Annotated in this window: 19 protein-coding genes; 10 read left to right on the forward strand and 9 right to left on the reverse strand. The window is 63.5% G+C overall.

The features are described 5' to 3' along the window. The first annotated feature begins 656 nt into the window (after positions 1-656). A complete protein-coding gene (locus ACWGS9_RS31310; protein ID WP_454508867.1) occupies positions 657-2,369 on the forward strand; it encodes an HAD family hydrolase in 1,713 nt (570 codons plus the stop codon). A gap of 97 nt (positions 2,370-2,466) precedes the next feature. Here ACWGS9_RS31310 and ACWGS9_RS31315 read toward each other — a convergent pair whose 3' ends face one another. From ACWGS9_RS31315 to ACWGS9_RS31330, 4 genes are all read right to left on the reverse strand, one after another. After that, the gene (locus ACWGS9_RS31315; RefSeq protein ID WP_454508868.1) at positions 2,467-4,155 is read right to left on the reverse strand and encodes a rhomboid family intramembrane serine protease; all 1,689 of its coding nucleotides are present in this window, start codon (positions 4,153-4,155) and stop codon (positions 2,467-2,469) included. 434 nt (positions 4,156-4,589) lie between these two features. Then, positions 4,590-8,048 carry a chromosome segregation protein SMC gene (gene smc / locus ACWGS9_RS31320; RefSeq protein WP_454508869.1) on the reverse strand — a complete coding sequence of 1,153 codons (3,459 nt, stop codon included), beginning with the start codon at positions 8,046-8,048 and terminating at the stop codon, positions 4,590-4,592. A 63-nt stretch (positions 8,049-8,111) separates the two neighbouring features. Next, entirely contained in the window at positions 8,112-8,858 is a 747-nt protein-coding gene (locus ACWGS9_RS31325) for a DsbA family protein (RefSeq protein WP_454508870.1), read from the reverse strand. 154 nt (positions 8,859-9,012) lie between these two features. Then, complete coding sequence (locus ACWGS9_RS31330) at positions 9,013-9,522, reverse strand: DUF721 domain-containing protein (RefSeq protein ID WP_320211860.1); 510 nt, start codon at positions 9,520-9,522, stop codon at positions 9,013-9,015. Positions 9,523-9,554: 32 nt separating this feature from the next. On the opposite strand from ACWGS9_RS31330, the gene mutY reads away from it, so the two are divergent. Both mutY and ACWGS9_RS31340 read left to right on the forward strand, forming a co-directional pair. Further along, positions 9,555-10,697 carry an A/G-specific adenine glycosylase gene (mutY, locus tag ACWGS9_RS31335; protein WP_454508871.1) on the forward strand — a complete coding sequence of 381 codons (1,143 nt, stop codon included), beginning with the start codon at positions 9,555-9,557 and terminating at the stop codon, positions 10,695-10,697. Further along, positions 10,690-11,301, forward strand: a complete 612-nt coding sequence (locus ACWGS9_RS31340) for an HAD family hydrolase (protein WP_454508872.1) — start codon at positions 10,690-10,692, stop codon at positions 11,299-11,301. Before mutY ends, ACWGS9_RS31340 begins: the two co-directional genes overlap by 8 nt. A 122-nt stretch (positions 11,302-11,423) precedes the next feature. On the opposite strand, the gene ACWGS9_RS31345 is transcribed toward ACWGS9_RS31340, so the two are convergent. Next, positions 11,424-12,557 carry a site-specific DNA-methyltransferase gene (locus tag ACWGS9_RS31345; protein WP_454508873.1) on the reverse strand — a complete coding sequence of 378 codons (1,134 nt, stop codon included), beginning with the start codon at positions 12,555-12,557 and terminating at the stop codon, positions 11,424-11,426. A 282-nt stretch (positions 12,558-12,839) separates the two neighbouring features. Between ACWGS9_RS31345 and ACWGS9_RS31350 the strand changes: the two genes are divergently transcribed. After that, entirely contained in the window at positions 12,840-13,529 is a 690-nt protein-coding gene (locus ACWGS9_RS31350; RefSeq protein ID WP_454508874.1) for an HAD family hydrolase, read from the forward strand. 54 nt (positions 13,530-13,583) lie between these two features. Here ACWGS9_RS31350 and ACWGS9_RS31355 read toward each other — a convergent pair whose 3' ends face one another. The 3 genes from ACWGS9_RS31355 to ACWGS9_RS31365 form a co-directional block, all read right to left on the reverse strand. Beyond that, positions 13,584-13,925: a BrnA antitoxin family protein gene (locus ACWGS9_RS31355; protein ID WP_454508875.1), complete on the reverse strand. Its 342-nt coding sequence runs from the start codon at positions 13,923-13,925 to the stop codon at positions 13,584-13,586. Beyond that, a complete protein-coding gene (locus ACWGS9_RS31360) occupies positions 13,897-14,178 on the reverse strand; it encodes a BrnT family toxin (protein ID WP_454508876.1) in 282 nt (93 codons plus the stop codon). Before ACWGS9_RS31360 ends, ACWGS9_RS31355 begins: the two co-directional genes overlap by 29 nt. 166 nt (positions 14,179-14,344) lie before the next feature. After that, positions 14,345-15,076, reverse strand: a complete 732-nt coding sequence (locus tag ACWGS9_RS31365) for a hypothetical protein (protein WP_454508877.1) — start codon at positions 15,074-15,076, stop codon at positions 14,345-14,347. 128 nt (positions 15,077-15,204) lie between these two features. Here ACWGS9_RS31365 and thrC point away from each other — a divergent pair, with 128 nt between their 5' ends. The 4 genes from thrC to ACWGS9_RS31385 all read left to right on the forward strand — a co-directional run bounded on the left by thrC (position 15,205) and on the right by ACWGS9_RS31385 (position 21,515). Continuing rightward, on the forward strand, positions 15,205-16,602 hold the full coding sequence (gene thrC, locus ACWGS9_RS31370; protein ID WP_454508878.1) for a threonine synthase: 1,398 nt from the start codon (positions 15,205-15,207) through the stop codon (positions 16,600-16,602). A gap of 14 nt (positions 16,603-16,616) precedes the next feature. After that, entirely contained in the window at positions 16,617-17,909 is a 1,293-nt protein-coding gene (locus ACWGS9_RS31375; RefSeq protein ID WP_454508879.1) for a M16 family metallopeptidase, read from the forward strand. A gap of 118 nt (positions 17,910-18,027) precedes the next feature. Continuing rightward, positions 18,028-18,624, forward strand: coding sequence for a GNAT family N-acetyltransferase (locus tag ACWGS9_RS31380; protein ID WP_454508880.1), 597 nt, complete (start codon positions 18,028-18,030; stop codon positions 18,622-18,624). Between the two features lie 2 nt (positions 18,625-18,626). Next, positions 18,627-21,515 (forward strand): EAL domain-containing protein, encoded by a 2,889-nt coding sequence (locus tag ACWGS9_RS31385; protein ID WP_454508881.1) that lies wholly within the window; start codon positions 18,627-18,629, stop codon positions 21,513-21,515. A 316-nt stretch (positions 21,516-21,831) separates the two neighbouring features. Here ACWGS9_RS31385 and ACWGS9_RS31390 read toward each other — a convergent pair whose 3' ends face one another. Continuing rightward, complete coding sequence (locus ACWGS9_RS31390; protein ID WP_320211873.1) at positions 21,832-22,440, reverse strand: YqgE/AlgH family protein; 609 nt, start codon at positions 22,438-22,440, stop codon at positions 21,832-21,834. A 126-nt stretch (positions 22,441-22,566) separates the two neighbouring features. On the opposite strand from ACWGS9_RS31390, the gene ACWGS9_RS31395 reads away from it, so the two are divergent. Both ACWGS9_RS31395 and ACWGS9_RS31400 read left to right on the forward strand, forming a co-directional pair. Next, positions 22,567-23,373 (forward strand): protein-disulfide reductase DsbD domain-containing protein, encoded by an 807-nt coding sequence (locus tag ACWGS9_RS31395; protein ID WP_454508882.1) that lies wholly within the window; start codon positions 22,567-22,569, stop codon positions 23,371-23,373. Between the two features lie 139 nt (positions 23,374-23,512). After that, entirely contained in the window at positions 23,513-23,995 is a 483-nt protein-coding gene (locus tag ACWGS9_RS31400; RefSeq protein ID WP_454508883.1) for a peroxiredoxin, read from the forward strand. Positions 23,996-24,069: the final 74 nt, after the last annotated feature.

The raw sequence follows: 24,069 nt of genomic DNA on the forward strand, positions 1-24,069 counted from the left end.
AACTTCTACCTGCTCAAGACCAATGCCTGTCGCGCCATCTCAGAACGAGGCGCCCCTCCCGCGAAGCGGGTTCGTGCTTGAGGCGCAAAGCTGCCGTTCCTTCGATTTCCCGCCTTGTCCTAAACCGAATCTACCGCCCCGCTTTGTCCATAAGCACCCGCAATTCTGGCTGGGGTGCGACCCAGAAAGTTCGAAAAGCTTCCAAGAACCCCAGCCAATCTCCAAGAAAATGCCAACCTCGACCAGGCGACTGCCCACGCCCTCCTGAAGCCTCGCACGGGGTGATGGGAGCCCCGCCGGACATCGGGCGCCGTCGATGGCGATTGCGGTGGTCAACAGGATCAGGCTCAGCATCGACAACGCCGCGCGGACAATATGTGAGAGCTCCCAGCGATTGCGAAGCGCCGTCCGTTCCTGCTCTTGCGGAAGCGGACCTCCCGCGTTGCCCTCGGTTGCGAAGAAGCGTTTCGCCGGCGAGGTCAACTCCACCTCCTGCGGGCGGCGATGAAACAGACCGCAAGCGCGCGGGGCAGGCTGAGCGCCGCGGGTCCGGCGGGACGCCGCGAACGCGCAAAACATCGGCTTAAACCTTTTCCGCCGACAGGCGTTGTTCGTTCCAGACGGACCGGGCGACCGACGGCGGAGAGGTTCAACCGATGTATTTCATGGCATTGGCGACCGACTATGACGGCACGCTGGCGCATGACGGGCTGGTCAGCGCAAGCACGGTTTCGGCGCTGCAGACGCTGAAGAAATCCGGCCGAAAACTCATCTTGGTCACCGGCCGCGAGCTGCCCGATCTCAAGGAGGTGTTTCCCGAACTTTCCCTGTTCGACAAGGTGGTCGCCGAAAACGGCGCGCTGATCTACACGCCGGCCAGCGAGGAAGAGCGCACGATCGCCCCCTCGCCTTCAACCGATCTCATCGACGGGCTGAAGAAGCGCGGCGTGAAGCCGCTTTCCGTCGGTCGCTCGATCGTCGCCACGTGGGAGCCGCACCAGGCGACGGTGCTCGACGTCATCAGGAAACTCGGGCTGGAGCTGGAGATCATCTTCAACAAGGGCGCCGTGATGATCCTGCCTTCCGGCATCAACAAGGCGACCGGACTGGCGGCCGCGCTCGAGGACCTGAAGCTGTCGCCGCACAATGTCGTCGCGGTAGGCGATGCCGAGAACGACCACGCCTTCCTCAGGGCCTCGGGCTGTAGCGTCGCGGTCGCCAACGCACTGCCTGCCGTCAAGGAAACCGCCGATCTCGTCACCAGGGAGACGCGCGGCAAGGGCGTCGAGGAACTGATCCGCAAGCTGATCAAGCGCGATCATCTGATTGCCAGGAGGCGCTCGGGCGGCGTTCTGCTTGGAACCTCCCGTGGCAAGGAAGTCTATCTCTCGCCAACAGAGACGGTGCTGATCGCCGGAAGCTCGGGCATCGGCAAATCGACCTTAGCCACGGCGCTCACCGAGCAGCTCGTCGAGAAGGGTTTGCAGTTCTGCATTTTCGACCCCGAAGGCGACTATGACGGTCTGAAGGGCGCCGTGCCGCTCGGCAACGGCTCGACCGCGCCGAACAAGGAGCAGTTGCTGGAGCTGATCGAAAAGCCCGAGACCAATGTCGCGGTCAACGGACTGGCGCTGAAGGTCGACGAGCGTCCCGATTTCTTCGCCGAATTGCTGCCTGGCCTCGGCAATGTCCGCTATCGCACGGCAAGGCCGCATTGGCTGATCATCGACGAGGCGCATCACTTGATGCCCAAACGTCGTGGAGATACGCGATCCGTGCTTTCGATCGAGCTGCCCGGCACGGTGCTGATCACCGTCCATCCGGAGGCAATCTCCACCGATGCGCTGCGCCTGGTGACGGCGGTGATCGCGCTCGGCCCACAGGCGAAAAACGTCATCAGGACCTTCTGCAAGGAAATCGGACTGCCGGCGCCAAAGAACCTTCCCTCGGCGAAGGGCGACCGCGTGCTGTTCTGGCGGCCGCGCGACGACAGGAAGCCGTCCACGGTCAAGGCGATCGAGCCCAGCCAGTCGCTCAGGCGGCACAGCCGCAAATATGCCGAAGGTGAGCTCGACGAGGCAGGCAGCTTCTATTTCACCGGGCCGAGGAAGGCGATGAACCTCAGAGCTCACAATCTCATCATCTTCGCCCAGATGGCGGAAGGCATCGACGACAAGACCTGGGAACATCACCTGCGCGCCGGCGACTATTCCAAATGGTTCCGCCATCAGATCAGGGACAAGGAGTTGGCCCGCGAAACGGCAGAGGCCGAGAAGGACAAGACATTGTCAGCCGACGAGAGCCGAAAGCTGGTGATTGACGCCGTGCGGAGGCGCTATACGGCGCCGGCGTCTGCGCCGGAGAAGTAGTTCGTCAAAAAAGCGAGCGGCGATGCCGCTCGCTCAGCACGCCGCGCTTCGGCCGCCTGCATGTTTCAACTAAGAGCCGTGCAACAAACCGCAGACTTCAAGAGCCGACGTTGGCTTCGTGCAGCCGTTTCAATTCCAACTCCGCAGCTCCAAGCTCGATAAACGTCTTAGGGCAAATCGATAACGCATTCCTCAATAGCGGTTTTGCGTCTTCGACTTGCCCTTCGATCAAATCCGCCTCAGCGCCATAAAAAGTGGCCTCGCACAATTGATCATTGCCGACGGCTTTCATTTGCAAAGCCTGCGGAGACAGCTTGCCCATGAACATATCGAAGATCGGATAGGGCCAAGTGGCAGGCGTGAGTTTGGCTTGTGCCTGGCGTGCCTGCATTTGCAATGCCGGGTCTTTTGCGTACCCCATCGCCATGATGCGCCACAGATCGGCATAAGCGACCTGAGCATCCGGCATTTCGCTTTGCTGCTGGAACATCCGCGCAGCGTCGCCGTATCGGCCATTGAAGAATGCTGCAAAAGCATTCTCTCCCTGATAGGCGGCATGGCTCTGAGTGATCGGCACAAGCGCGCCCACCGCTACCAAGGCGAAAACGCCGGCAACGACCCCTGCAACGCGGGAATAGAGTGGACGAGCCTGCTCGCGGTGCCAAAATGACATTAGCGCCAGAGCAAGCACGGCGCCCACAATCGCGCCGCCAATATGGGCGGAGTAGTCGATCCTCAGGCCTTTATCAGGGGCCGCAAAAAGCGGCAGCAGTGCCGGAACCAGAATCGAAATCGCGCGCGTTTGCATCAGGCTGCGCTTGGCGCTGGATTGGAAATGAAAGCTAAGGACGATTGCCGTGGCAAAAAGGCCGACAATGCCGCCTGACGCGCCAACCCCCACAACATTGGCCGGGGTCATATACAGCGAAGCCACCTCACCGCCCACCGCGCATATTGCAAAAATCGCCAGGAACCATAGGCGGCCCACCAACCCCTCCAGCAGAACCCCTGCGCGCCAAAGCGCAAAGCTGTTGCCGAGGAGATGCGCGATGCTGGCGTGCATCAACGTAGCCGTGACCAGCCGCCACCACTGGCCGTCCCAGATCAAGGATCGAAACATGCCGCCGAGCACAATCAAGGTTTGCGTCGAGGGCGATCCGCCCTGATAAGGATCGACGGCGAAAGTCAGTTCAGCGCAATAGATGACCGCCAGCAGGACGATAAGCCCGTAGGAGGCAAGTGGCTGTGTGGCGGACGAAGGCAGGCTGCGGCCACCTTGTTCTTCCATCGCGTCGGGCGCTGTTGGCTGCGTCGCCATATAGGTACGGCAAAGCTGAGTGATATCCGCGCCCGCGGTGTCGATTTGGCTGATCGGGATACTCAGTGCCAGCTTGCTACCCCGCCGCAGCGAATACCATCGCCGTGGCACGCTCGCGGCATAGGCAGGATCGAGGGCCAGCCTCAGAATGACAAAGTTTTTGCCGGACACCTCAGAAAGCTTCGTTATCGCGCTCCAAGGTACGAGACCGCGTAAGTAGGATACTCTCACACCTTGCGGCGAAAACACCACCGCAGGCGCTCGCATCACCAATCGACGCAGCACCATGGCGGCCAGCGAGGCGCCAGCAATCACGCAGATCCACCCACTGAGGACAAGTAGGGGCGGCGGATGTTTATGCTGAAGGGAGAAGATCCCGAGACCTAAAATCGAGACGAATATGGCACAGGATTTGATGAGTTTTGGGGTAGAATAGTAGAATTTCTGCTCCAGATCGTTTTCCAACATCAAGCCCCACATTCGCCCGAATTTATGCGATCAAAGACAATTAAAGAAAAATCGGCAAGGTCATTTCCAAGGAAATCATGTGTTCAGCAGAACGCAGATATCCCCCAAAACGCCAAACAATCGCGCCACCTGATAGGCCCCCACTACTTTTGATGGAGGCTATCAGCGGCGCGACCTGGCGCACAATATGAGGCTCGACTCGCGCAGGACACGTTTTCTTGATTTTAATGCTTCGCGGCAAGCTCATGCGAAGTCGCGCCGGCGGACCGTGCCATGGGAATGAATGAAGCCGGTAAGCGGCCAGCGGTGAACATGAGGTAGCCATGCAACTCCGCCACCCCTCGGTTCAGGCGGTGACCTCGCTGCCGGAGCCGCTCAAGAACGATCCGGTCAGGAGCAGCTAAGCCGATCTATTCCGGCAACGAGACCCTGAATCAGCTCGCCTCGCGCATCGCCTCGGCGGCCTGCAGGTCGACCGAGACCAGCTGGCTGACGCCCTGCTCGGCCATGGTGACGCCGAACAGCCGGTCCATGCGCGCCATGGTGATCGGATTGTGGGTGATGATGACGAAGCGGGTTTCCGTCGTCGTCGACATCTCGTCCATCAGATTGCAGAAGCGCTCGACATTGTGGTCGTCGAGCGGCGCGTCGACCTCGTCAAGCACGCAGATCGGCGCCGGATTGGTAAGGAACACGGCGAAGATCAGCGACATCGCGGTCAGCGCCTGCTCGCCGCCGGAAAGCAGCGTCATGGTCTGCGGCTTCTTGCCGGGCGGACGGGCGAGGATTTCCAGCCCCGCTTCCAGCGGATCTTCCGACTCGATCAGCTGCAGTTCGGCGGTGCCGCCGCCGAACAGATGCGAGAACAGCCGCTGGAAATGGCCGTTGACCACCTCGAAGGCCGACAGCAGCCGCTCGCGGCCCTCGCGGTTGAGGCTCTGGATCGCCTGGCGCAGCTTGCGGATCGCCTCGATGATGTCCTCGCGCTCGGAAACGATGGTTTCCAGACGCTCCGACAACTCCTTCTGCTCTTCCTCGGCGCGCAAATTGACGGCGCCGAGCCGCTCGCGCTCGATCTTCAGCCGGTCGAGCTGGCGCTCGATCTCGGCCATGTCGGGCATCGGATCGTCGGCTTCGAGCCCGGTGTGCTTGATGACCAGATGCGGCGGCGTGTTCAGCGCTTCCTGGATGCGCGCCTCGACCTCGGCGCGGCGTTCATCCGCCGCGGTGAGCCGCTCCTCGGCGCGGACGCGGGTTTCGCGCGACTCGGCAAGCGACTGGATGGCGGCGGTGGCTGCCTTGTCGAGCTCGGCCTGCTTGCTTTCCGCCTCCTGCAGGCGGTCGCCGGCCGCCCGGCGCAGCGCCTCGGCCTCGGAAAGCTGCGTCAGCAGGGCGCGGCGCTTGGCGTCGATCTCGTCCGGCGCATCGGCAAGCCTCTCGCGCTCGGCTTCGGCCTCGGCCTTGCGTTCGCCAAGGGCGGCGATCTGCGTCGAGGCATTTTCGGCGCGCTCCAGCCAGTTCTTGCGCTCGGCACCGATGGCGTCCAGCCGGCGAATGCGCGCCTCGGCCTCGCGCCTTAAGCCTTCATGCACGGCGCGCGCATCGGCAAGCGTGGCGCGGTCGCGCGAGACATTGGCGGAAGCCTGTTCGAGCTGCAATTGCAGATCGCCGAGATCGGGCGCGTCCTGCAGCGTCTCCTCGGCTTCGAGGAAAGCGGCTTGTGTTTCCTCATGGCTGTCGACGATACGGGCGCGGGCGTCATCCAAGGCAGTGCGCCGGCTCACCAACTCGCCGCCGGCCTTCTCGGCCTCGGCCAACGCGTTGCGGGCGGCATCCAGCGCATGCTGGGCGTCGCGGCCGGCCTGGCGCGCATTGCGCTCGGCCTCGCTTGCCTGGCGCATCGCCTGCTCGGCGCGCGCCAGCGCTTCCTCAGCCTCGCGCACGACGCGCGTTGCCTGCACGGCTTCGGCATCGAGCTCGGCCAGACGGTTCTTCTGCGCCAGCCGCTGCGCGGCGGCGGTCGGGGCATCGGCGCTTGCCGTCAGACCGTCCCAGCGCCAGAGCGCGCCGTCGCGGCTGACCAGCCGCTGGCCGGGAGCCAGAAGCGCCTGCAGACGGCGGCCGTGGGCGGCGTCGACGATACCGATCTGCGCCAGGCGGCGGGCAAGCTGCGTCGGCGCACGCACAACGCTTGCCAAGCTCTTCACGCCTTCGGGCAGTGCCGCGTCGCCGGGCTGGACCGCGCTCTCGCCCCAATGCACCGGGGCGCTGCGGTCGAGCGGGACGTCGAGATCTTCGCCAAGGGCTGCACCGAGCGAGGTTTCATAGCCGCGCTCGACGCTGATCTGCTCCAGCACCGACGGAAAGAGATCGCCGCTCGCAGCGCTGAGGATCTTCGCCAGCGTGCGCGCTTCAGTCTCGATGCGCGCGAGTTCCGCCCTTGCATCCTGCAGCGGAGGCCTTGCCGCGCTTTCGGCGCCGCGGGCCTCGGCGACCGCCTGCTCGGCGGCAATAGTGCCGACCTCGCTCTCCTCCAGCCGGGCAAGCGCATCCTCGACCAGCAGCCGCTTCTCGGCGGGATCGGGCAGGCCGGAAATCCGCGCGACGATATCGGAGAGCTCGCGGTCGACCTCGGCGAGCTGACGGGCGAAGCGGTCGCGGCGCTCGGCGGTCTCGCGCAAAGTGCGCTCGATCTGATTGCGCGAGGCAGCCGCCTCGGCGCGTTCGGCGGTCAGCGCGGCAAGCCTTGCCTCGCTTTGCGACAGCGTTGCGCCGGCCTGCTCGAAAGCGGCGCGCATGGTGGCCTCGCGCTCGGCGGCACCGGCGTTTTCCGAATTGAGCTCGGCTTCCTCGGTGCGCAGGCGCTCGAGGATGTCGGCGTTGTCGCGCACCATCCGCTCCTCGCGGGCGATGTCGCCATCGAGTTGCTGCAGCCGGCGTTCGATCTCGGACTGGCGAGCGCGAATGCGACCGGCCTCTTCCTCGATCTGCGTCTTGGCGATCGACAGGCGCTGGAAGGCGGCGGCGGCGGCGGCTTCCGCGTCGCGCAGGTCCGGCAGCCGGTGCGCGGCGATGCCCTGCTCCCTGGCGGCCGCCATCTGGGCGGCGGCGCGGTCGCCGACCAGCGTGGTGGCGACGGCAAGCGCGGAACGCGCCTCGCCTTCCTGGGTTTTTGCCAGCGTCCAGCGCAGATGCAGCAGCGTCGCTTCGGCCTTGCGGATATCGGCCGAGAGGTTCTTGAAGCGCGAGGCCTGGCGCGCCTGGCGCTTCAGGCTCTCGATCTGGCCTTCCAGCTCGCCGACGACGTCGTCCAGCCGCTCGAGGTTCTGTTCGGCCGCCTTCAGCCGAAGTTCCGCCTCATGGCGGCGCGTGTGCAGGCCGGAAATGCCGGCGGCTTCTTCGAGCAGCGCGCGGCGAGCCTGGGGTTTCGCCTGGATCAGCTCGCCAATGCGGCCCTGCCCGACCATGGAGGGCGAGCGCGCGCCGGTCGACTGGTCGGCGAACAGAAGCTGCACGTCCTTGGCGCGCGCTTCCTTGCCGTTGATGCGGTAGAGCGAGCCGGCCTCGCGCTCGATGCGGCGCGACACCTGCAATTCATCGGCATCGTTGAAGGCGGAAGGCGCGGTGCGGTCGCTGTTATCGAGGAAAAGCGTGACTTCGGCAGTGTTGCGCGCCGGACGCGCGCCGGAGCCGGAGAAGATCACGTCGTCCATGCCGGACGCGCGCATGTTCTTGTAGGAGCTTTCGCCCATCACCCAGCGCAGCGCTTCGACGAGGTTCGACTTGCCGCAGCCGTTCGGGCCGACAATGCCGGTCAGCCCGCGTTCGATGACGAACTCGCCGGGCTCGACGAAGGATTTGAAACCGAGGAGGCGAAGGCGCGAAAATTTCATTCGCGCCGCCCAACACTACAGGCGCGCGCGCCGAAGCCGGACCGCTTCGGCGCGGCCTGGATGTCAGAGCAGAGGGTCGATGATGGCCGACATTTCCTCAATCGACATCGCCCCTTTGTAGGTCTTTCCGTTGATGAAGAAGGTCGGCGTCGAGTCGACCTTGAACTCGTCCGCTCCGCGTTTCTGGACTGCTCTCACATCGTCCAGAAGTTTCTGGTCCGTCAAGCAGGACTCAAAGGACTCCTGTGTAAAACCGGCGAGCTTGGAGATCTGCAGCAGCGCTTCCTTGGTGTTGTTGACGCCAACCCAGCTCGGCTGCTGCTTGAACAGCACGTCGACCATGGCGAAGTAATTGTCCTTGGAGCAGCGCGCCAGCATGAAGCCGGCCTCGGCGCTCGGATCGAACGGGAATTCGCGCAGGATGTAGCGCGCCTTGCCGGTGTCGATATATTTGGTCTTCAACTCAGGGAAGGTGGTCATCGCGAAATGCGCGCAATGCGGGCAGGTCATCGACGCGTATTCGACGATGGTGACCTTGGCGTCGTCCTTGCCGAGCTGCTTTTCGGGCAGCGCGCCGGGCTTCAGCAGTTGCGCCATGTCGACGGTGCCTTGCGCCTCTGGCACCTGGGCCGCCGCTGGCGTGGCGGCCGGCTTGGCAGGCGTCGACGGGTTGGCGGGCTTCACATCGGCGGCCTTCGCCTCCTCGCCGGAGTCGCTGCATGCGGCAAGCAGCGCCACTGCGGGAACAGCGGCCAGCGTGGTCAGAAGGTTTCTGCGGGACAAGCTTTTGCCAGACGGGGCACGGTTCATGCGAATCACCTGATATCGGTTGGATTTTGCAATGCAAGGGCTAGAAAAGGCGAGAGTTGGCGCGAATTAAGGCATCGCGATCCCCAATCCAATCGCGAAACTTGATCGTCGGCATCACGAATGCGCGAGATTGGTGACGCATTCATGACGCTTCTTACGACCCTTTGGGCTTCCTTTCACCCATAATTGTGGCGCCGAGCCGCTCCAGCGAAGCACGCAGGCCGTCATCCTCAATCTTGCCGACGATGCGCGAAAGCTTCGATTTCTCGGCCTCGCTCAGGGGTCGCGGCGCCGGCTTCGGCCGCGCTTTTTGCGACAGAACCGGCTTTTGCAGAATCTTGATGCGGCCGACCGCGTTGAAACCCAGAAAGGCGTTGACGCGGTTGATGACCTCGCCGGCCTCGTGCTGCAGATGCAGCGCCGCCATGCCTTCGCAGGCGATGATCAGTGTCGCCGGCTCGAACGGATCGTCCTCATGCAGGCGGCGCGGCCACTGGATCTTTTCCGGACGCGAGTGGCTGGCAAGGCGCGGCCCGGCGATCTCTTCCCAGGACTGCACCAGCCCGATCGAGATGCCGGCGCGCTTCTTCAGCACCGGATCGAGAATCGCGGTCGCGAGATCGCTCACCGGAACGGGATTGCCGAAGGGCCTTTTCCCTGCCATGTGCGTTCTCCAGTCCCCAACTCATCCGATCAATGGCACCGCTCGATCAGACCCGCAAGGCATCACATAAGCCCGCGTCCGGCGATACGGGCATCGGATCCCGCCTGCTTGCCTGGTACGACGCGCATCACCGCGACCTGCCCTGGCGCGTGACGCCGGTCGCGTTTGCGCGCGGCGCAAGAGCCGACCCCTATCGCGTCTGGCTGTCCGAGGTGATGCTGCAACAGACCACGGTCGAGGCGGTAAAAGCCTATTTCCGCAACTTCGTCGAGAAATGGCCGACGGTCGAGGCGCTGGCGGCGACACCCGCCGAGGACGTGATGAAAGCCTGGGCCGGGCTCGGCTATTATTCCAGGGCGCGCAACCTCAAAGCCTGCGCAGATCTCGTGGCGCTGAGAGGCGGCCGCTTTCCCGACACCGAGGCCGGCCTGCGCGAATTGCCGGGAATCGGCGCCTATACCGCGGCGGCGATCGCGGCGATCGCTTTCGACCGGCCGGCCGCGGTCGTCGACGGCAATGTCGAGCGGGTCATGACCCGGCTCCATTCGATCGAAACGCCGCTCAGCGAAGCCAAGCCCGAAATCCGAGCTCTTGTGGAGAAGCTGGTGCCGCAGACGCGGCCGGGCGACTTCGCCCAGGCCATGATGGACCTCGGCGCGACGATCTGCACGCCGAAGCGGCCGCGCTGCATGCTCTGCCCGGTCCGCCAGGATTGCAGCGCCATTCTCACCGGCGATCCGGAACGTTTCCCGGTCCGTCTGCCGAAAGACGACAAGCCGCTGCGCAAGGGTGCTGCCTTCGTCGCCGAGCGCGACGACGGCGCCATCCTGCTGCGCAAGCGGCCGGAGAAGGGCTTGCTCGGCGGCATGACCGAGGTGCCGACGACCGGTTGGACGGCGCGGGTTGACGGCGCCACGACGGCCGACGCCGCGCCTTTTCCAGCTGATTGGCGGCGCGCCGGGCAGATCGGGCATGTCTTCACCCACTTCGCGCTCGAACTCGAAATCTTTCATTCCCATGTCGAAGGCGATGCGCCGGCCGGGCATTTCTGGTCGCTGGCCCATGAAATTTCCGGGGAAGCGCTGCCCACCGTCATGAAAAAGGTAATCGAGGCGGCGATACCGGGCGCGACGAAAAACCGTCGCCAAGCAGTGCAAAGAGGCCCGCATGACTGAAATCCGCCACATCGTCTTCGACATCGGCAAGGTGCTGATCCATTACGATCCGAATATCCCGTTCAGCCGCCTGATCCCGGATGCCGAAGAGCGAAAGTGGTTCTTCGACAATGTCTGCACGCATGACTGGAACATCGAACAGGACCGTGGACGGACATGGCAGGAGGCGGAGGCGCTGCTGATTGCCGAGCATCCCGACCACGCCGAAAATATCCGCAACTTCCGCCGCTACTGGCACGAGATGGTCCCGCATGCGTATGAGGACAGCGTCGCCATCATGGTTGGGCTGATCGAGAGCGGCCATGATGTGACCATGCTGACCAACTTCGCCGCCGACACGCTTGCCGAAGCGCGGCAGCGTTTCGACTTCCTCAACCAGCCGCGCGGCGTGACCGTGTCGGCCGACATCCGGCAGATCAAGCCCGACCGCGCCATCTACGACCATCATGTAACCGCGTTCGGCCTTGAGCCATCAGCCACGCTGTTCATCGACGACAGCCAGAAGAATGTCGACGGCGCCAAGGCCGCCGGCTGGCAGGCGGTGCTGTTCACCGACGCAAGGACGCTTAAAGCGGACCTTGAGCGGTTCGGGATTACGACCTGACCTGAATCGCTTGCAGCAATCCGTTGAAGCCTTGATTCAAGAGCGATTTAACGCAATTCCGGACGGAAGCTACGGCGAAGCCGCCGAGCCTGACCGCTGCGCACTTTTCCTGGAATTGCTCATCAGGCCCCTGCCCGCTCCATGCCGAGGCGAGCGATGCGGCGCAGTTCGTCGATCGGGGTCAATCCGCCGCTGCGTTCATAGTGCCAGAAGGTCCAGCCGTTGCAGGCATCCAGCCCCTGCACTTCGGCGCCGATCTTGTGGATAGAGCCGGCGCTGTCGCCGATCGCCAGCGTGCCGTCGGCGCGCACCTTTGCCGCCCAGCGCTTCTTGGCGTCGTAGAGCGTGGCGCCCGGCACGACCAGGCCGTTGTCTATCAGGCTGATGAAGGCGACACGCGGCTCGGCGCGCTTGCCGGAAAGCACGGTGAGATCGGCGTTTTCCAGCGGGCGCACAGCAGCGATGCGCTCATTGGCGGCATCGATATAGGCCTGCTCGCGCTCGATGCCGACAAAGTGGCGGCCGAGGCGCTTGGCGACCGCGCCGGTGGTGCCGGAGCCGAAGAAGGGATCGAGCACGACGTCGCCCGGCTTGGTCGAAGCCATCATGATGCGGGCAAGCAGAGCTTCCGGCTTCTGCGTCGGATGCAGCTTGTTGCCGTTCTCGTCCTTCAGGCGTTCGCCGCCGGTGCAGATCGGGAACAGCCAGTCGGAGCGCATCTGCAAATCGTCGTTCGAGGCCTTCAGGGCCTCATAGTTGAAGGTGTAACCCTTGGCCTTCTGGTCGCGCGAGGCCCAGATCATCGTTTCATGCGCGTTCTGGAAACGGCGGCCGCGGAAATTCGGCATCGGATTGGTCTTGCGCCAGACGATGTCGTTGAGGATCCAGAAGCCGAGATCCTGCATGCGGGCGCCAACGCGGAAAATGTTGTGGTAGGAACCGATGACCCAGATGGTGCCGCTCGGCTTCAGCACGCGGCGCGCCGCGAGCAGCCAGGCCCGGGTGAAAGCGTCATAGGCCTCAAAACTCTCGAACTGGTCCCAGTCGTTGTCGACGGCGTCGACCTTCGACTGGTCGGGCCGGTGCAGGTCGCCGTCGAGCTGCAAATTATAGGGTGGGTCGGCGAAGATGACGTCGATCGACTTTTCCGGCAGCCGGTCGAGCGCGGCGACGCAATCGCCTTTCAGGATGGTGTCCAGCCATTCGGACTGCTGGGGAGCATGGGAAAGCTCGTCTAGGAGACGCACAGCAGACATCAAAACACCCAAAAATACGCGTTACGGTTTACTGGCTGTTATGGTTACCGATCAGCGTAAACATTCGGTGAAGGCCGCGAAGCCTTAGGCGGTTTGCGAAGACCGGCTCATTGGTGTATGCCGCGCCGCCTAGAGCCGGATGATTTCAGGTCCGTTCGACCTGAAATCTGAATCCGTCTCTAAATCAAAGAAATAGAGCATGATATCGTCCGAAAGCCGCTCCACACTTTTCGGCATCATGCTCTCAGCCAGTCAGGCCCTCCCCTAACGCTTCGGATTGCCATGCCCCAGCCAGATCTTGTCATCTTCGATTGCGACGGCGTGCTCGTCGATTCCGAAATCGTCGCCGCGCGCGTCGAGGCCGAGCTGCTGACGTCGGCCGGATTCGAAATCTCGGCCGAGGAGCTTGCCGAGACCTATGCCGGCCTGACCTTCAAGGACATCATGCTGCGGGTCGAGGAAAAGTCGCAGATTCCGTTCCAGGCCTCGCTGATCGACCGTGCCGAGGAGCTGGTCGACCGCAAGCTGCGCGCAGACGTGCGCATCATCGACGGCGCGCGCGAGGCGGTCGCGGCCGTCACCGCGCCTCGCGCCGTCTGCTCCAACTCGCGCACCGAGCGGGTCGAGTTCATGCTGGAGAAGGTGCGGCTGCTGCCGTTCTTCGCCGGCCGCATCTTTTCGGGCCTCGATATTCCCAGCAAGAAGACCAAGCCGGCGCCGGACGTGTTCCTCTACGCCGCCGATAAGCTCGCCGCCAACCCGAAGAACACCTTCGTCATCGAGGATTCCGTGCATGGCATCGCCGGCGCCAGGGCGGCCGGCATGCGCGTCATCGGCTTCACCGGCGCCGGGCACAGCTATCTAGGCCATGCCGATGCGCTGACCGAGGTCGGCGCCGAGACAGTCATCCGCCGCTGGGCGGAACTCAACAGCACGATCGCTGCGCTGTCGGAATGGTCCGAGGACGCCTGAGACACTACCGGTTCTTTATGACTGCGCAGGCAGACGCAAACCGGACGCTGTCTCTCAATCCAGGCCTGCCGCTCGCCGAAGAGCATCGTTCATGCGCGTTTGCCATCCGGTGCCGCCTGCCTTGAAACGCTCGACCACGTCAGGGTCGAGTCGAAGGAGGACCGCCAGTTTGGCGTTTGACAGTCGGGGGCGACCTCGCCTGATCAGATTCGGCTGGGCATCCGGATCGGTCCGCGCCGCTGCAGTTATGGCAGCGTCTTCCTCACCACTGTTGAAAGCTGCCTTAATCCTATCCAGCAGAACAGCCGTCCGGTCTTCTTTGGCGGAACGATCCGGATTTCGGCCTTCCGCGTCGACGTGCCGCCGCTTAGTAGCCCCTTTCGATGTAAGTGACATAGCTCCTGATCTCCTCGTTGGTAGCGCGCCTCAGGGAAATCACCCGGACGTTGCCGTCGCGCATCGTGTAAACGATGACATGGACCTTGTTGCCGATGAAACCGATGCCGACAAATCGCTCCTCGCCATAATCCTCGGTTGCATCCTCGAAGACCATTGCACCGTCAAAATCGAATTCCCGTGCGAGATCGAACGATACGCCATGCTTGAGCTTGTTTCGTTTCGCTTTGCCCTCGTCCCACTCGAAATTCACGACGGGCTCCATGCCACCCGAATTACTGTATATACATAAATTAAGGGACCGGCACAAGAACTTTTTGTATATACAAAAATAACTGAGCCGCCGCCGATCCGGAAATCAGGCGAACCTGTTGCGCCTTTCGATCAGCGCCTCGCCAAAAAGATCGCCAGCTGCCGCCTCAGTTCGTCGCCGGAGCGCGCTTCTTCTTTTTGCCCTTCGGCTTAGCAGCGGCCGGTATGTTCTCGTCATAGCCGGCATAGGCCTGATAGTCGCGCGCGGAAGGCTCCGGCACCACGACATTGCTATCGACGAAGACGAACTGGGTAGCGGCCGAAGCGTCGGTAACCTGGACCTGGTACTGATGCAGCTGCGAATAAAGCACCTCGCCGCCACGCTGAACCGCGATGCGGATCGGCATGGTAACCGTGCCGGGCGCGAACAACGGCCCCGGCACGACCTTGCCGGCGACAGCGATCTTCATCGACATTTGACCATTGGCATGGGTGCAATCGCGCGTCACGTCGGTGACCGAGGCCTGGTAGACGATCTTCGATGGATCGCGATTGGGGTCGATGGGCTGGCCGTTGGGTCCGGTCTGGGCGGCCGCGGCGGCTGCCTCGGCTTCCGCCGCGGCATCACCCTTCTTTTTCCTGGGCTTCGCCGTGCCGCCCTTGGCATAGGTGTTGAAATAGGCGGTGCCTTCGCGCAGCGTCACTTTCGGGCAATAGGCTCGCAACTGGCTGGCGAGTATCTTGGGATCCTGCGGCGGCGGCGGCACGGTGGGATCCTTCTTGCCGAGGCCGAAGTCCAGGATGCCATTGTCGCTCGATTGGCAGCCGGCGGCGGCGAGCATAAAGCCGGTGAGCGCCAGACCCGCGACAAGACGACGGTTGACCGAATAAAACGCCATGAAACTGCACTTCCCTCTCACAAAGCCGGTGACGTATAGCAACCGCGCGGCAAAAATGCGACTGAGCCGGCTGGGAAAATTAACCAATTGCCGTGGATGACGCGACCGGCAGCAATGGGCCTTGTACGATGCAATATGTGAGTACCCGCGGCGATGCGCCCGCGCTTGGATTTTCAGACGCGGTGCTGGCCGGCCTGGCGCGCGACGGTGGGCTTTACGTGCCTCGCGTATGGCCGCAGTTTTCCGCCGCCGACATCCGCGCCATGCGCGGCCTTGCCTATCCGGACCTTGCCATCCGCGTGCTGACGCCGTTCCTGGGCGGCGAGATCGCGGCGCCCGTCTTCGAGCGGCTGGTGCGCGAGGCCTACGCCACATTCCGGCATGAGGCCGTCTGCCCGCTGGTGCAGACCGGGAAAAACACCTTCATCCTCGAGCTGTTCCACGGCCCGACGCTGGCCTTCAAGGACGTGGCGATGCAGTTGCTCGCCCGCCTAATGGACCATGTGCTCACCGAACGCGGCCAGCGCGCCACCATCGTCGGCGCCACGTCGGGCGACACGGGTGGCGCCGCTATCGACGCCTTTGCCGGGCGCGACCGCACCGACATCTTCATCCTTTTCCCGCACGGCAAGGTCTCGCCGGTGCAGCAGCGCCAGATGACGACGTCGAGCGCCGCCAACGTCCATGCGCTGTCAGTCGAAGGCAATTTCGACGACTGCCAGGGCCTTGTGAAGGACATGTTCAACGACCACGCCTTTCGCGACAGGGTGTCGCTGTCGGGCGTCAATTCGATCAACTGGGCCCGCATCATGGCCCAAATCGTCTATTATTTCTCGTCGGCGCTGTCGCTCGGCGCGCCGGACCGGCCAATATCCTTCACCGTGCCGACCGGCAATTTCGGCGATATTTTTGCCGGTTACGCCGCCAAGCGCATGGGCCTGCCCATCGAGCGGCTGATCATCGCCACCAATGACAACGACATCCTGGCGCGCACGCTTGCGAGCGGCGAATACCGCACCAAGGGCGTGTTCGCCACGACCTCGCCGTCGATGGACATCCAGGTGTCGTCGAATTTCGAGCGCCTGCTGTTCGAGGCGGCCGGCCGCAATGCCGAGACGGTCAGGCGCTATATGAACGGGCTGAAGCAGTCCGGCGCCTTCACCATCGAGGAAGGCGAGCTCAAGCGCATCCGCGCCGAATTCGATGCCGGCCGTGCTACCGTCGACGAGGTCGCCGCCACCATCAGCGCGACGCTCGAAGCGAGCAACTACCTGCTCGACCCGCACACCGCCGCCGCCGTTCATGTCGCCGCCGCCCATGCCTCCGGCCCGGTGCCCATGGTGGTGCTCGGCACCGCGCATCCGGCGAAATTCCCGGCGGCGGTCGAGGCCGCGAGCGGTGTCACCCCGGCACTTCCCGCATGGCTCGGCGGCTTGATGACAGCCGACGAAAAATACACGATACTTCCATCCGACTTGAAAATGGTGGAAGATTGCGTGAACCGTCACTCGCGAGCGGCGCGTTAGGGAGTACTTGCCATATGGGTGTTGAGGTAAGCCGTCTGTCGAACGGCCTGACAGTCGCCACCGAAACCCTTCCAAGCATCGAATCGGTTGCCCTTGGTGCCTGGGTGAAATCGGGCGCCCGCAATGAGCGCGACGAAGAGCATGGCATGGCCCATCTGCTCGAGCACATGGCGTTCAAGGGCACGAAGCGCCGCAGCGCCTTCGAGATCGCCTCGGAAATCGAGAATGTCGGCGGCGAGATCAACGCCGCCACCAGCGTCGAGACGACCTCCTACTATGCCAGGGTGCTTTCCGGCGACGTGCCGCTGGCGGTCGACATCCTGGCCGATATCCTGCAGGAATCCGAATTCGACCCCGAGGAGCTGGAGCGCGAGCAGCATGTGATCCTGCAGGAGATCGGCGCCGCGCACGACACGCCCGACGACATCGTCTTCGACCGTTTCACCGAAACAGCCTTCCGCCATCAGACCATCGGCCGCTCGATCCTGGGCACGCCGGAGACGGTCAAATCCTTCACTTCCAAGCAGCTGCACGACTTCATCGAACGGCAATACGACGCCGAGCGGATGGTCGTCGTGGCCGCCGGTGACGTCAAGCACGACAATTTCGTGCGCGAGGTCGAGAAGCAGCTCGGCGGCTTCCGCGCCAAGGCAGCGGGCAATATCCCGCAATATGCGCAATATGTCGGCGGCGACTTCCGCGAGGACCGCGACCTGATGGATGCGCAGATCGTGCTCGGCTTCGAGGGCCGCGCCTACCATGTGCGCGATTTCTACGCCTCGCAGGTGCTGTCTATGATCCTTGGCGGCGGCATGTCGTCGAGGCTGTTCCAGGAAGTGCGCGAGAAGCGCGGCCTCTGCTACTCGGTCTATGCCTTCCATTGGGGTTTTTCCGACACCGGCATTTTCGGCGTGCACGCCGCGACCGGGCAGAGCGACATCGCCAAGCTGGTGCCGGTGATCATCGACGAATTGCAGAAGGCCGGCGAAAGCATCCTGCAGGAAGAGCTCGAACGGGCGCGCGCGCAATATCGCGCCGGGCTTATCATGTCGGCCGAAAGCCCGGCCAGCCGGGCCTCGCAGATTGCCCGGCAGCTGCTCTTGTTCGGACGGCCGATCGCCAAGGAGGAATTGATGGAGCGGCTTTCGGCGCTGAGCGTCGAACGGCTGACCGACCTTTCCTCGCGGCTGTTCTCGACCAAGCCGACGCTTACAGCGGTCGGCCCCGTGGGCACGCTTGCGCCCTACGAGGCGATCCTCGAATCGCTTGCGGGGCCGCAGACGACGACCCGCCGGCTCGCCGTCTGACCCTAAGCAGGTTCCGCAAAAGTGTCCCACGGTCTTGCGATCAAAACCTGCGAGAAACCAGGGAATCTAAGCAGATATTCGTGGGGCACCCCACGAATATCTGCTTAGAACAAACGCCGTGTTCGCACTCCCTTTCTTTCGCCGAGACCTGCCGGCACTGAGAGGCGAAAACGTCACGCTGCGCGTGCCATTGACCAGCGATTATCGCGAATGGTCGGCGGTGCGCGGCGAAAGCCGCGCCTTCCTGGAACCCTGGGAGCCGCGCTGGCAGCCGGACGAGCTCGACCGCACCGCCTGGCGGCTGCGCATCAGCCGCTATCGCGAGGATTACGCGCAGGGCACGGCCATCGCCTTCTTCATCTTCGAAAAATCGAGCGGCAAGCTTGCCGGCGGCATCACCCTTGGCAATATCCGCCACGGCGTCGCGCAGAGCGGCCACATCGGCTACTGGATCGGCGAACGCTTCAGCGGCCGCGGACTGATGACCGAGGCGGTCAAGCTGGTGTCGCGCTTTGCCTTCGATACGCTGCGGTTGCACCGGATCGAAGCTGCCTGTATTCCCGAAAACGCCCGATCGATCCGCGTGCTTGAAAAAGCCGGATTCCGGCGCGAAGGACTTCTGCGATCCTATCTCAGGATCAACGGCATCTGGCAGGACCACTACCTCTACGCCCGGATCGCGGACGATCCGCCGGGCGATGGAACGAAGGGCTGATTGTGACGAATTTTCCGCGAGTGGCGTCGCTGTTCGCCCTCATCATGACGGTCCTCGTCACGCTTTTCGCGGCCATGCCGGCTTTCGCCGTCGAGCCGATCAAGATCGCGCGCGACGACAAGGCGCTTGACCTCTCGGGTGCGGTGGAAATCTACCGGAACCAGGGCGAGAATTTCCAGGTCTCTACCGCGCCAGGGCCCGACGGCATCGTGCGGCGCATCGAGGTGGAAGCCAATGACGCGCGCTCGAGCGGCGACTGGGCCGTCTTCGCGCTCGCCAACAGCACCGACCAGCAGCTTGACCGGCTGATCGTCGCGCCGCATTTCCGCCTGGTGAACTCCGGTATCTTTTGGCCCGACCTCGGCTCGACGCGCATCGCCGCGATCACGCCGAGCGAGGGCTTCGCGCTCGACCGCCAGACAAGCCCCGACGCCGACGTGTTCCGCGTGACGCTGAACCCCGGCACGGTGGTGACGTTCATCGCCGAACTCGCCTCGCCGAAGCTGCCGCAGGTCTATCTCTGGGAGCCGGATTCCTACAAGGACTCGGTCAATTCCTACACGCTGTTCCGCGGCATCGTCATCGGCATCTCAGGCCTTCTGGCACTGTTCCTGACGATCCTGTTCGTGGTCAAGGGAACCTCGATGTTTCCGGCGACGGCGGCGCTCGCCTGGGCGGTGCTGGCCTATATCTGCGTCGACTTCGGCTTCCTCAACAAGATCATAGAGATATCGCCCGGCAACGAGCAGATATGGCGGGCGAGCACGGAGGTGGCGCTTGCCGGAACCTTCGTCGTGTTCCTGTTCGCCTATCTCAACCTCAACCGATGGCACGGCCATTTCAGCTATGGCGCGCTGGTCTGGATCTTCGGGCTGCTTTTGATTGCGGGCGTCGCCGTCGTCGATCCGGCGGTCGCCGCCGGCATTGCCCGCATCTCCTTTGCCGCCACCGCGCTCACCGGCCTCGGCCTCATCATCTTCCTCGGCATTCGCGGCTATGACCGTGCGATCATGCTGGTGCCAAGCTGGGTGATGGTGCTCTTATGGCTATGCGGGTCGTGGATGGCGATCACCGGCATGCTGGACAACGACATCGCGCAGCCGGCGCTGGGCGGCGGGCTGATCCTGATCATCCTGCTCATCGGCTTCACCGTCATGCAGCATGCCTTTGCCGGCGGAGCGCTGCACCAGGGCCTGTTCTCCGATCTCGAGCGCCAGGCGCTCGCGGTTGCCGGCTCGGGCGACATCGTCTGGGACTGGGATGTGCTGCGCGACCGCGTGGTGACCAAGCCAGACATCAGCCTGCAGCTCGGCCTTGCGCCCAACAGCCTTGGGGGCGCCGCCCGCAACTGGCTGCCGGTGCTGCATGCCGACGACCGCGACACGTTCCGCACCACGCTCGACGTGGTGCTGGAGCACCGCCGCGGCAAGGTGGCGCAGAACTTCCGCCTGCGCGGCGCCGACGGCCACTACCACTGGTTCTCGCTGCGCGCCCGCCCGGTGATCGGCTCCGACGGCGAAGTGATCCGCTGCGTCGGCACCATGGTCGACGTCACCGAGCAGAAGAAATCCGAAGAAAGGCTGCTGCACGACGCGGTGCACGACAATTTGACCGGCCTGCCGAACCGAGAACTGTTCATGAACCGGCTGGAGGCGATCATCTCGATCGCCCGCACCGAGGACAAGGTGCGCCCGACGGTCTTCATCATCGACATCGACCGCTTCAAGCAGGTCAATGACGGCCTTGGCATTTCAGCCGGCGACACCATTCTTCTCACGGTCGCGCGCCGGCTGCACCGGCTGCTCAAGCCGAAGGATTCGCTGTCGCGCTTTGCCGGCGACCAGTTCGCGCTGATGCTGCTTTCGGAACAGGACCCTGCCCGGATCGCGGCCATGGCCGATGCCATCAAGCACGCGATCAACAATCCGATCACCTTCGCCAAGCGCGAGATCGTGCTGACCGCCTCGATCGGCCTGATCACCTGGACGACGGCGCAGACCTCGGCCGAGGACATGGTCAAGGACGCCGAGCTTGCCATGCACCAGGCCAAGCGCTTCGGCGGCGACAGGATCGAGCCGTTCCGGCCCGCCTTCCGCACCGTCGGCACCGACCGGCTGCAATTCGAATCCGACCTTCGCCGCGCCATCGAGCGGCGCGAGTTCACGCTTGCCTACCAGCCGATCGTGCGGCTGGAGGACGGCAGCGTCGCCGGCTTCGAGGCGCTGCTTCGGTGGGACCATCCGCGCCGCGGCATGATCCCGCCGGGGGACTTCATCCCGGTGGCCGAGAATTGCGGACTGATCGTGCAGCTTGGCCTGTTCGCCATGCAGCAGGCGGCCGAGGACCTCGCGGCCTGGCAGAAGCAGATCGGCGACGCGCCGCTCTCGGTCTCGGTCAACCTGTCCAGCCGCCAGCTCATACGCCGCGATCTGGTCAGCGACGTCCGCTCCGTCATTGCGCGCGCCAATCTGAAGCCGCGCTGCTTCCGGCTCGAACTCACAGAATCCCTGGTGATGGACAATCCTGAGCAGACCGCGCATGTGCTGGCCAAGCTCAAGCAACTCGGCATCGGCCTGTCGCTCGACGATTTCGGCACCGGCTATTCCTCGCTCTCCTATCTGACGCGCTTCCCTTTCGACACGATCAAGATCGACAAGAGCTTCGTCGACGACTCCACGCCGAAGCGGGCAGTGCTGCTCAAATCCATGGTCAACATGGCGCATGAGCTGGGGCTTTCGGTCGTTGCCGAAGGCATCTCCGACGAAAGCGACGCGCTGGAGCTGCGCCAGATGGGCTGCGAATACGTCCAGAGCTTCATGTTCGGCGCGCCGATGCCCGGCGACCAGGTGCTGAAGACGCTGAAGACGCAGTATCCTCTGACGCAGGGGTGATCAGGCACGCCTGATGAGGGGCGTCGTCCTGGTGGAGAAGCAGAGCCCTCAGCGATTGGCCGTGACCATCCATCGCGTCATCATCCTCGGGCTTGACCCAGGGCTTGACCCGAGAATCCAGTCCGTGACGTTAAGGCGCTGAAAGCGATGCAGAATTCTGCTCCGCTGCGTCCTTCGATCAAGGTTACGGCATGGATCCTCGGGTCTGCGCGCGTCGCTTCGCTCCTTGCTCCGCCCGTGGATGACGACGGTGCCGGCTCGGCCAATCTCCAGCGTTTGCGATGATCCCACGGAACCGTAGCTATGAGGCCTGCGGCTAAGCGTGGCCGGCAGCCGCGCTCAAATGGGCGAGGTCGATGCCGATCGAAGCCAGGATACGGTCGTATTTGCGCTCGATATCGGTGTCGAAGAGCAGCTCGGGCGTCGCCGGACAGGTGAGCCAGCCGTTCTCGGCAATCTCGGTTTCGAGCTGGCCGGCGCCCCAGCCGGAATAGCCGAGTGCCATCAGCGCATGGCGCGGGCCGCGGCCGGTCGAAATGGCGCGCAGGATGTCGACCGTTGCGGTCAGGCAGATGTCGTCGGAAACGTTGAGCGAGGATTCCACGCGATAGTCGCCGGAATGCAGCACGAAGCCGCGGCTGCGGTCGACCGGCCCGCCATTGCGCACGACGAAATCGCGCGTATGCGCCGGCAGGCGGATCGCTTCCTGCTCGTTCATGATGCCGAGTTGCACAAGCAGGTCCGGAAACAGCATCTGCTGCGTCTGGTTGATGATCAGGCCCATCGCGCCCTCGTCGCTGTGGGCGCAGATGTAGATGACGGAGCGCGCGAAGCGGTCGTCCTTCATGCCAGGCATGGCAATCAGGAACTGGTCGTCGAGGAAACCGCGTCCGGCGGCCGACTTCTTGTGGCGCAGCAAGTCCATGGGGTGAGCGTAACGCGTTTCGGCAGCGCCGAAAAGATGGTGCCGGTCCCCGATGTAACGCAAATATGATACCGGGAGAGTGACGAAGTCATTGCGCGGCCAAGAACGGACGGTCAAATCACCGCCATGCGATACATGAAAATATTGGTTCTCGGCGTCGTTTTCGGGTGGGCTACAGGCCTCCCGGCCGAGGCCTCCTCCTCGACCTGGTACAACTCAGAAGGCGGCAAGGTGCGGCTGGTGACCACCGGCAAGCCCGACGAGGCCGGCAAGATCCACGGCGTGCTCGACATCGCGTTGAAGCCCGGCTGGAAGACCTATTGGCGCGATCCGGGCGATGCCGGCGTGCCGCCGCAACTCGACATATCGGGCAGCACCAATATCGCCGACGCCCAATTGTCGTTCCCGCCGCCGCAACGGCATGACGACGGCTATGGCAAATGGACCGGCTATGATCGCCCGGTGTCGCTGCCTGTGACCTTCACGCTTTCGGCGCCCGACCAGCCGGCGACCATCGATGCCAACATCTTCCTCGGCATCTGCGAGACGATCTGCATCCCGGTGCAGACCCGGCTCAGCGTCGATCCCGCGTCCGATCCCGATAACGCGACCGACGCGGCGCTGGTGAAAACCGCGCTTGCGACGCTGCCCTCGCCGGCCCGATCCGATTTTGGCATCAGCGTGCTATCCGGCGACCACGAAACCCTTGTCGTCCAGGCGCAGTCGCCCGGCGATCCGGAGTCCGTCGACTTCTTCATCGCCGGCGAGCGCGACTACATGTTCGGCGCGCCGGTGCGCAGCGAGAAGGACGGCAAGCTGCTCTTCACCGTGCCGATCCTCGACCGGCCGTCGGCGACGCCGACCGACGGCGGGCTCTATTATACGCTGACCAGCGCCGAGGGTTCGGTCGACGGACTACTGCCTTTCCCTTGATCCAGGGGTCTCCTTGAGCCGCAATTCCGGACGGAAAACCGCCGCACACTTTTCCTGGAATTGCTCTGAAAGGTTGCGGGAAACCGTCCGGTCCGGTATCGCAGGTATCGATCCTTCCCATCTCGCAAGCGAGGAACCCATGACCATTTCGGTTGGCGAAAAACTGCCCGCCTCGAGCTTCAAGATGATGACCGCCGACGGTGCGAAACAAGTCACCGGCGAAGAGATTTTCGCCGGCAAGAAGGTCGTGCTGTTCGGCGTCCCCGGCGCTTTCACGCCGACCTGCTCCAACAACCACCTGCCGGGCTACCTGGAGAACCATGACGCCATTCTTTCGCGCGGCGTCGACACGATCGCCGTCGTTTCGGTCAACGACGTGCATGTCATGGGCGCCTGGGCGCGGTTCACCGGCGGTGAGGGCAAGATCCTCTATCTCGCCGACGGCAGCGGCGACTTCGCCAAATCGGTCGGGCTCGACAACGATCTCTCCGCAGCCGGCATGGGGCTGCGCTCGAAGCGGTTTTCGATGATCGTCGATGACGGCAAGGTCACCGCACTCAATGTCGAAACCAAGCCGGGCGTCGACGAGAGCGGCGCGGCAAAAATCCTCGAGCAGCTCTAGCAGGTTGCTGAAAAAGTCGTGCACCGACTGCCAAGCAAGTCGGAATTGGAGTCCAAACGAGAATCGAAAAGCGA

This window comes from Mesorhizobium sp. Arg314 (assembly GCF_053714275.1).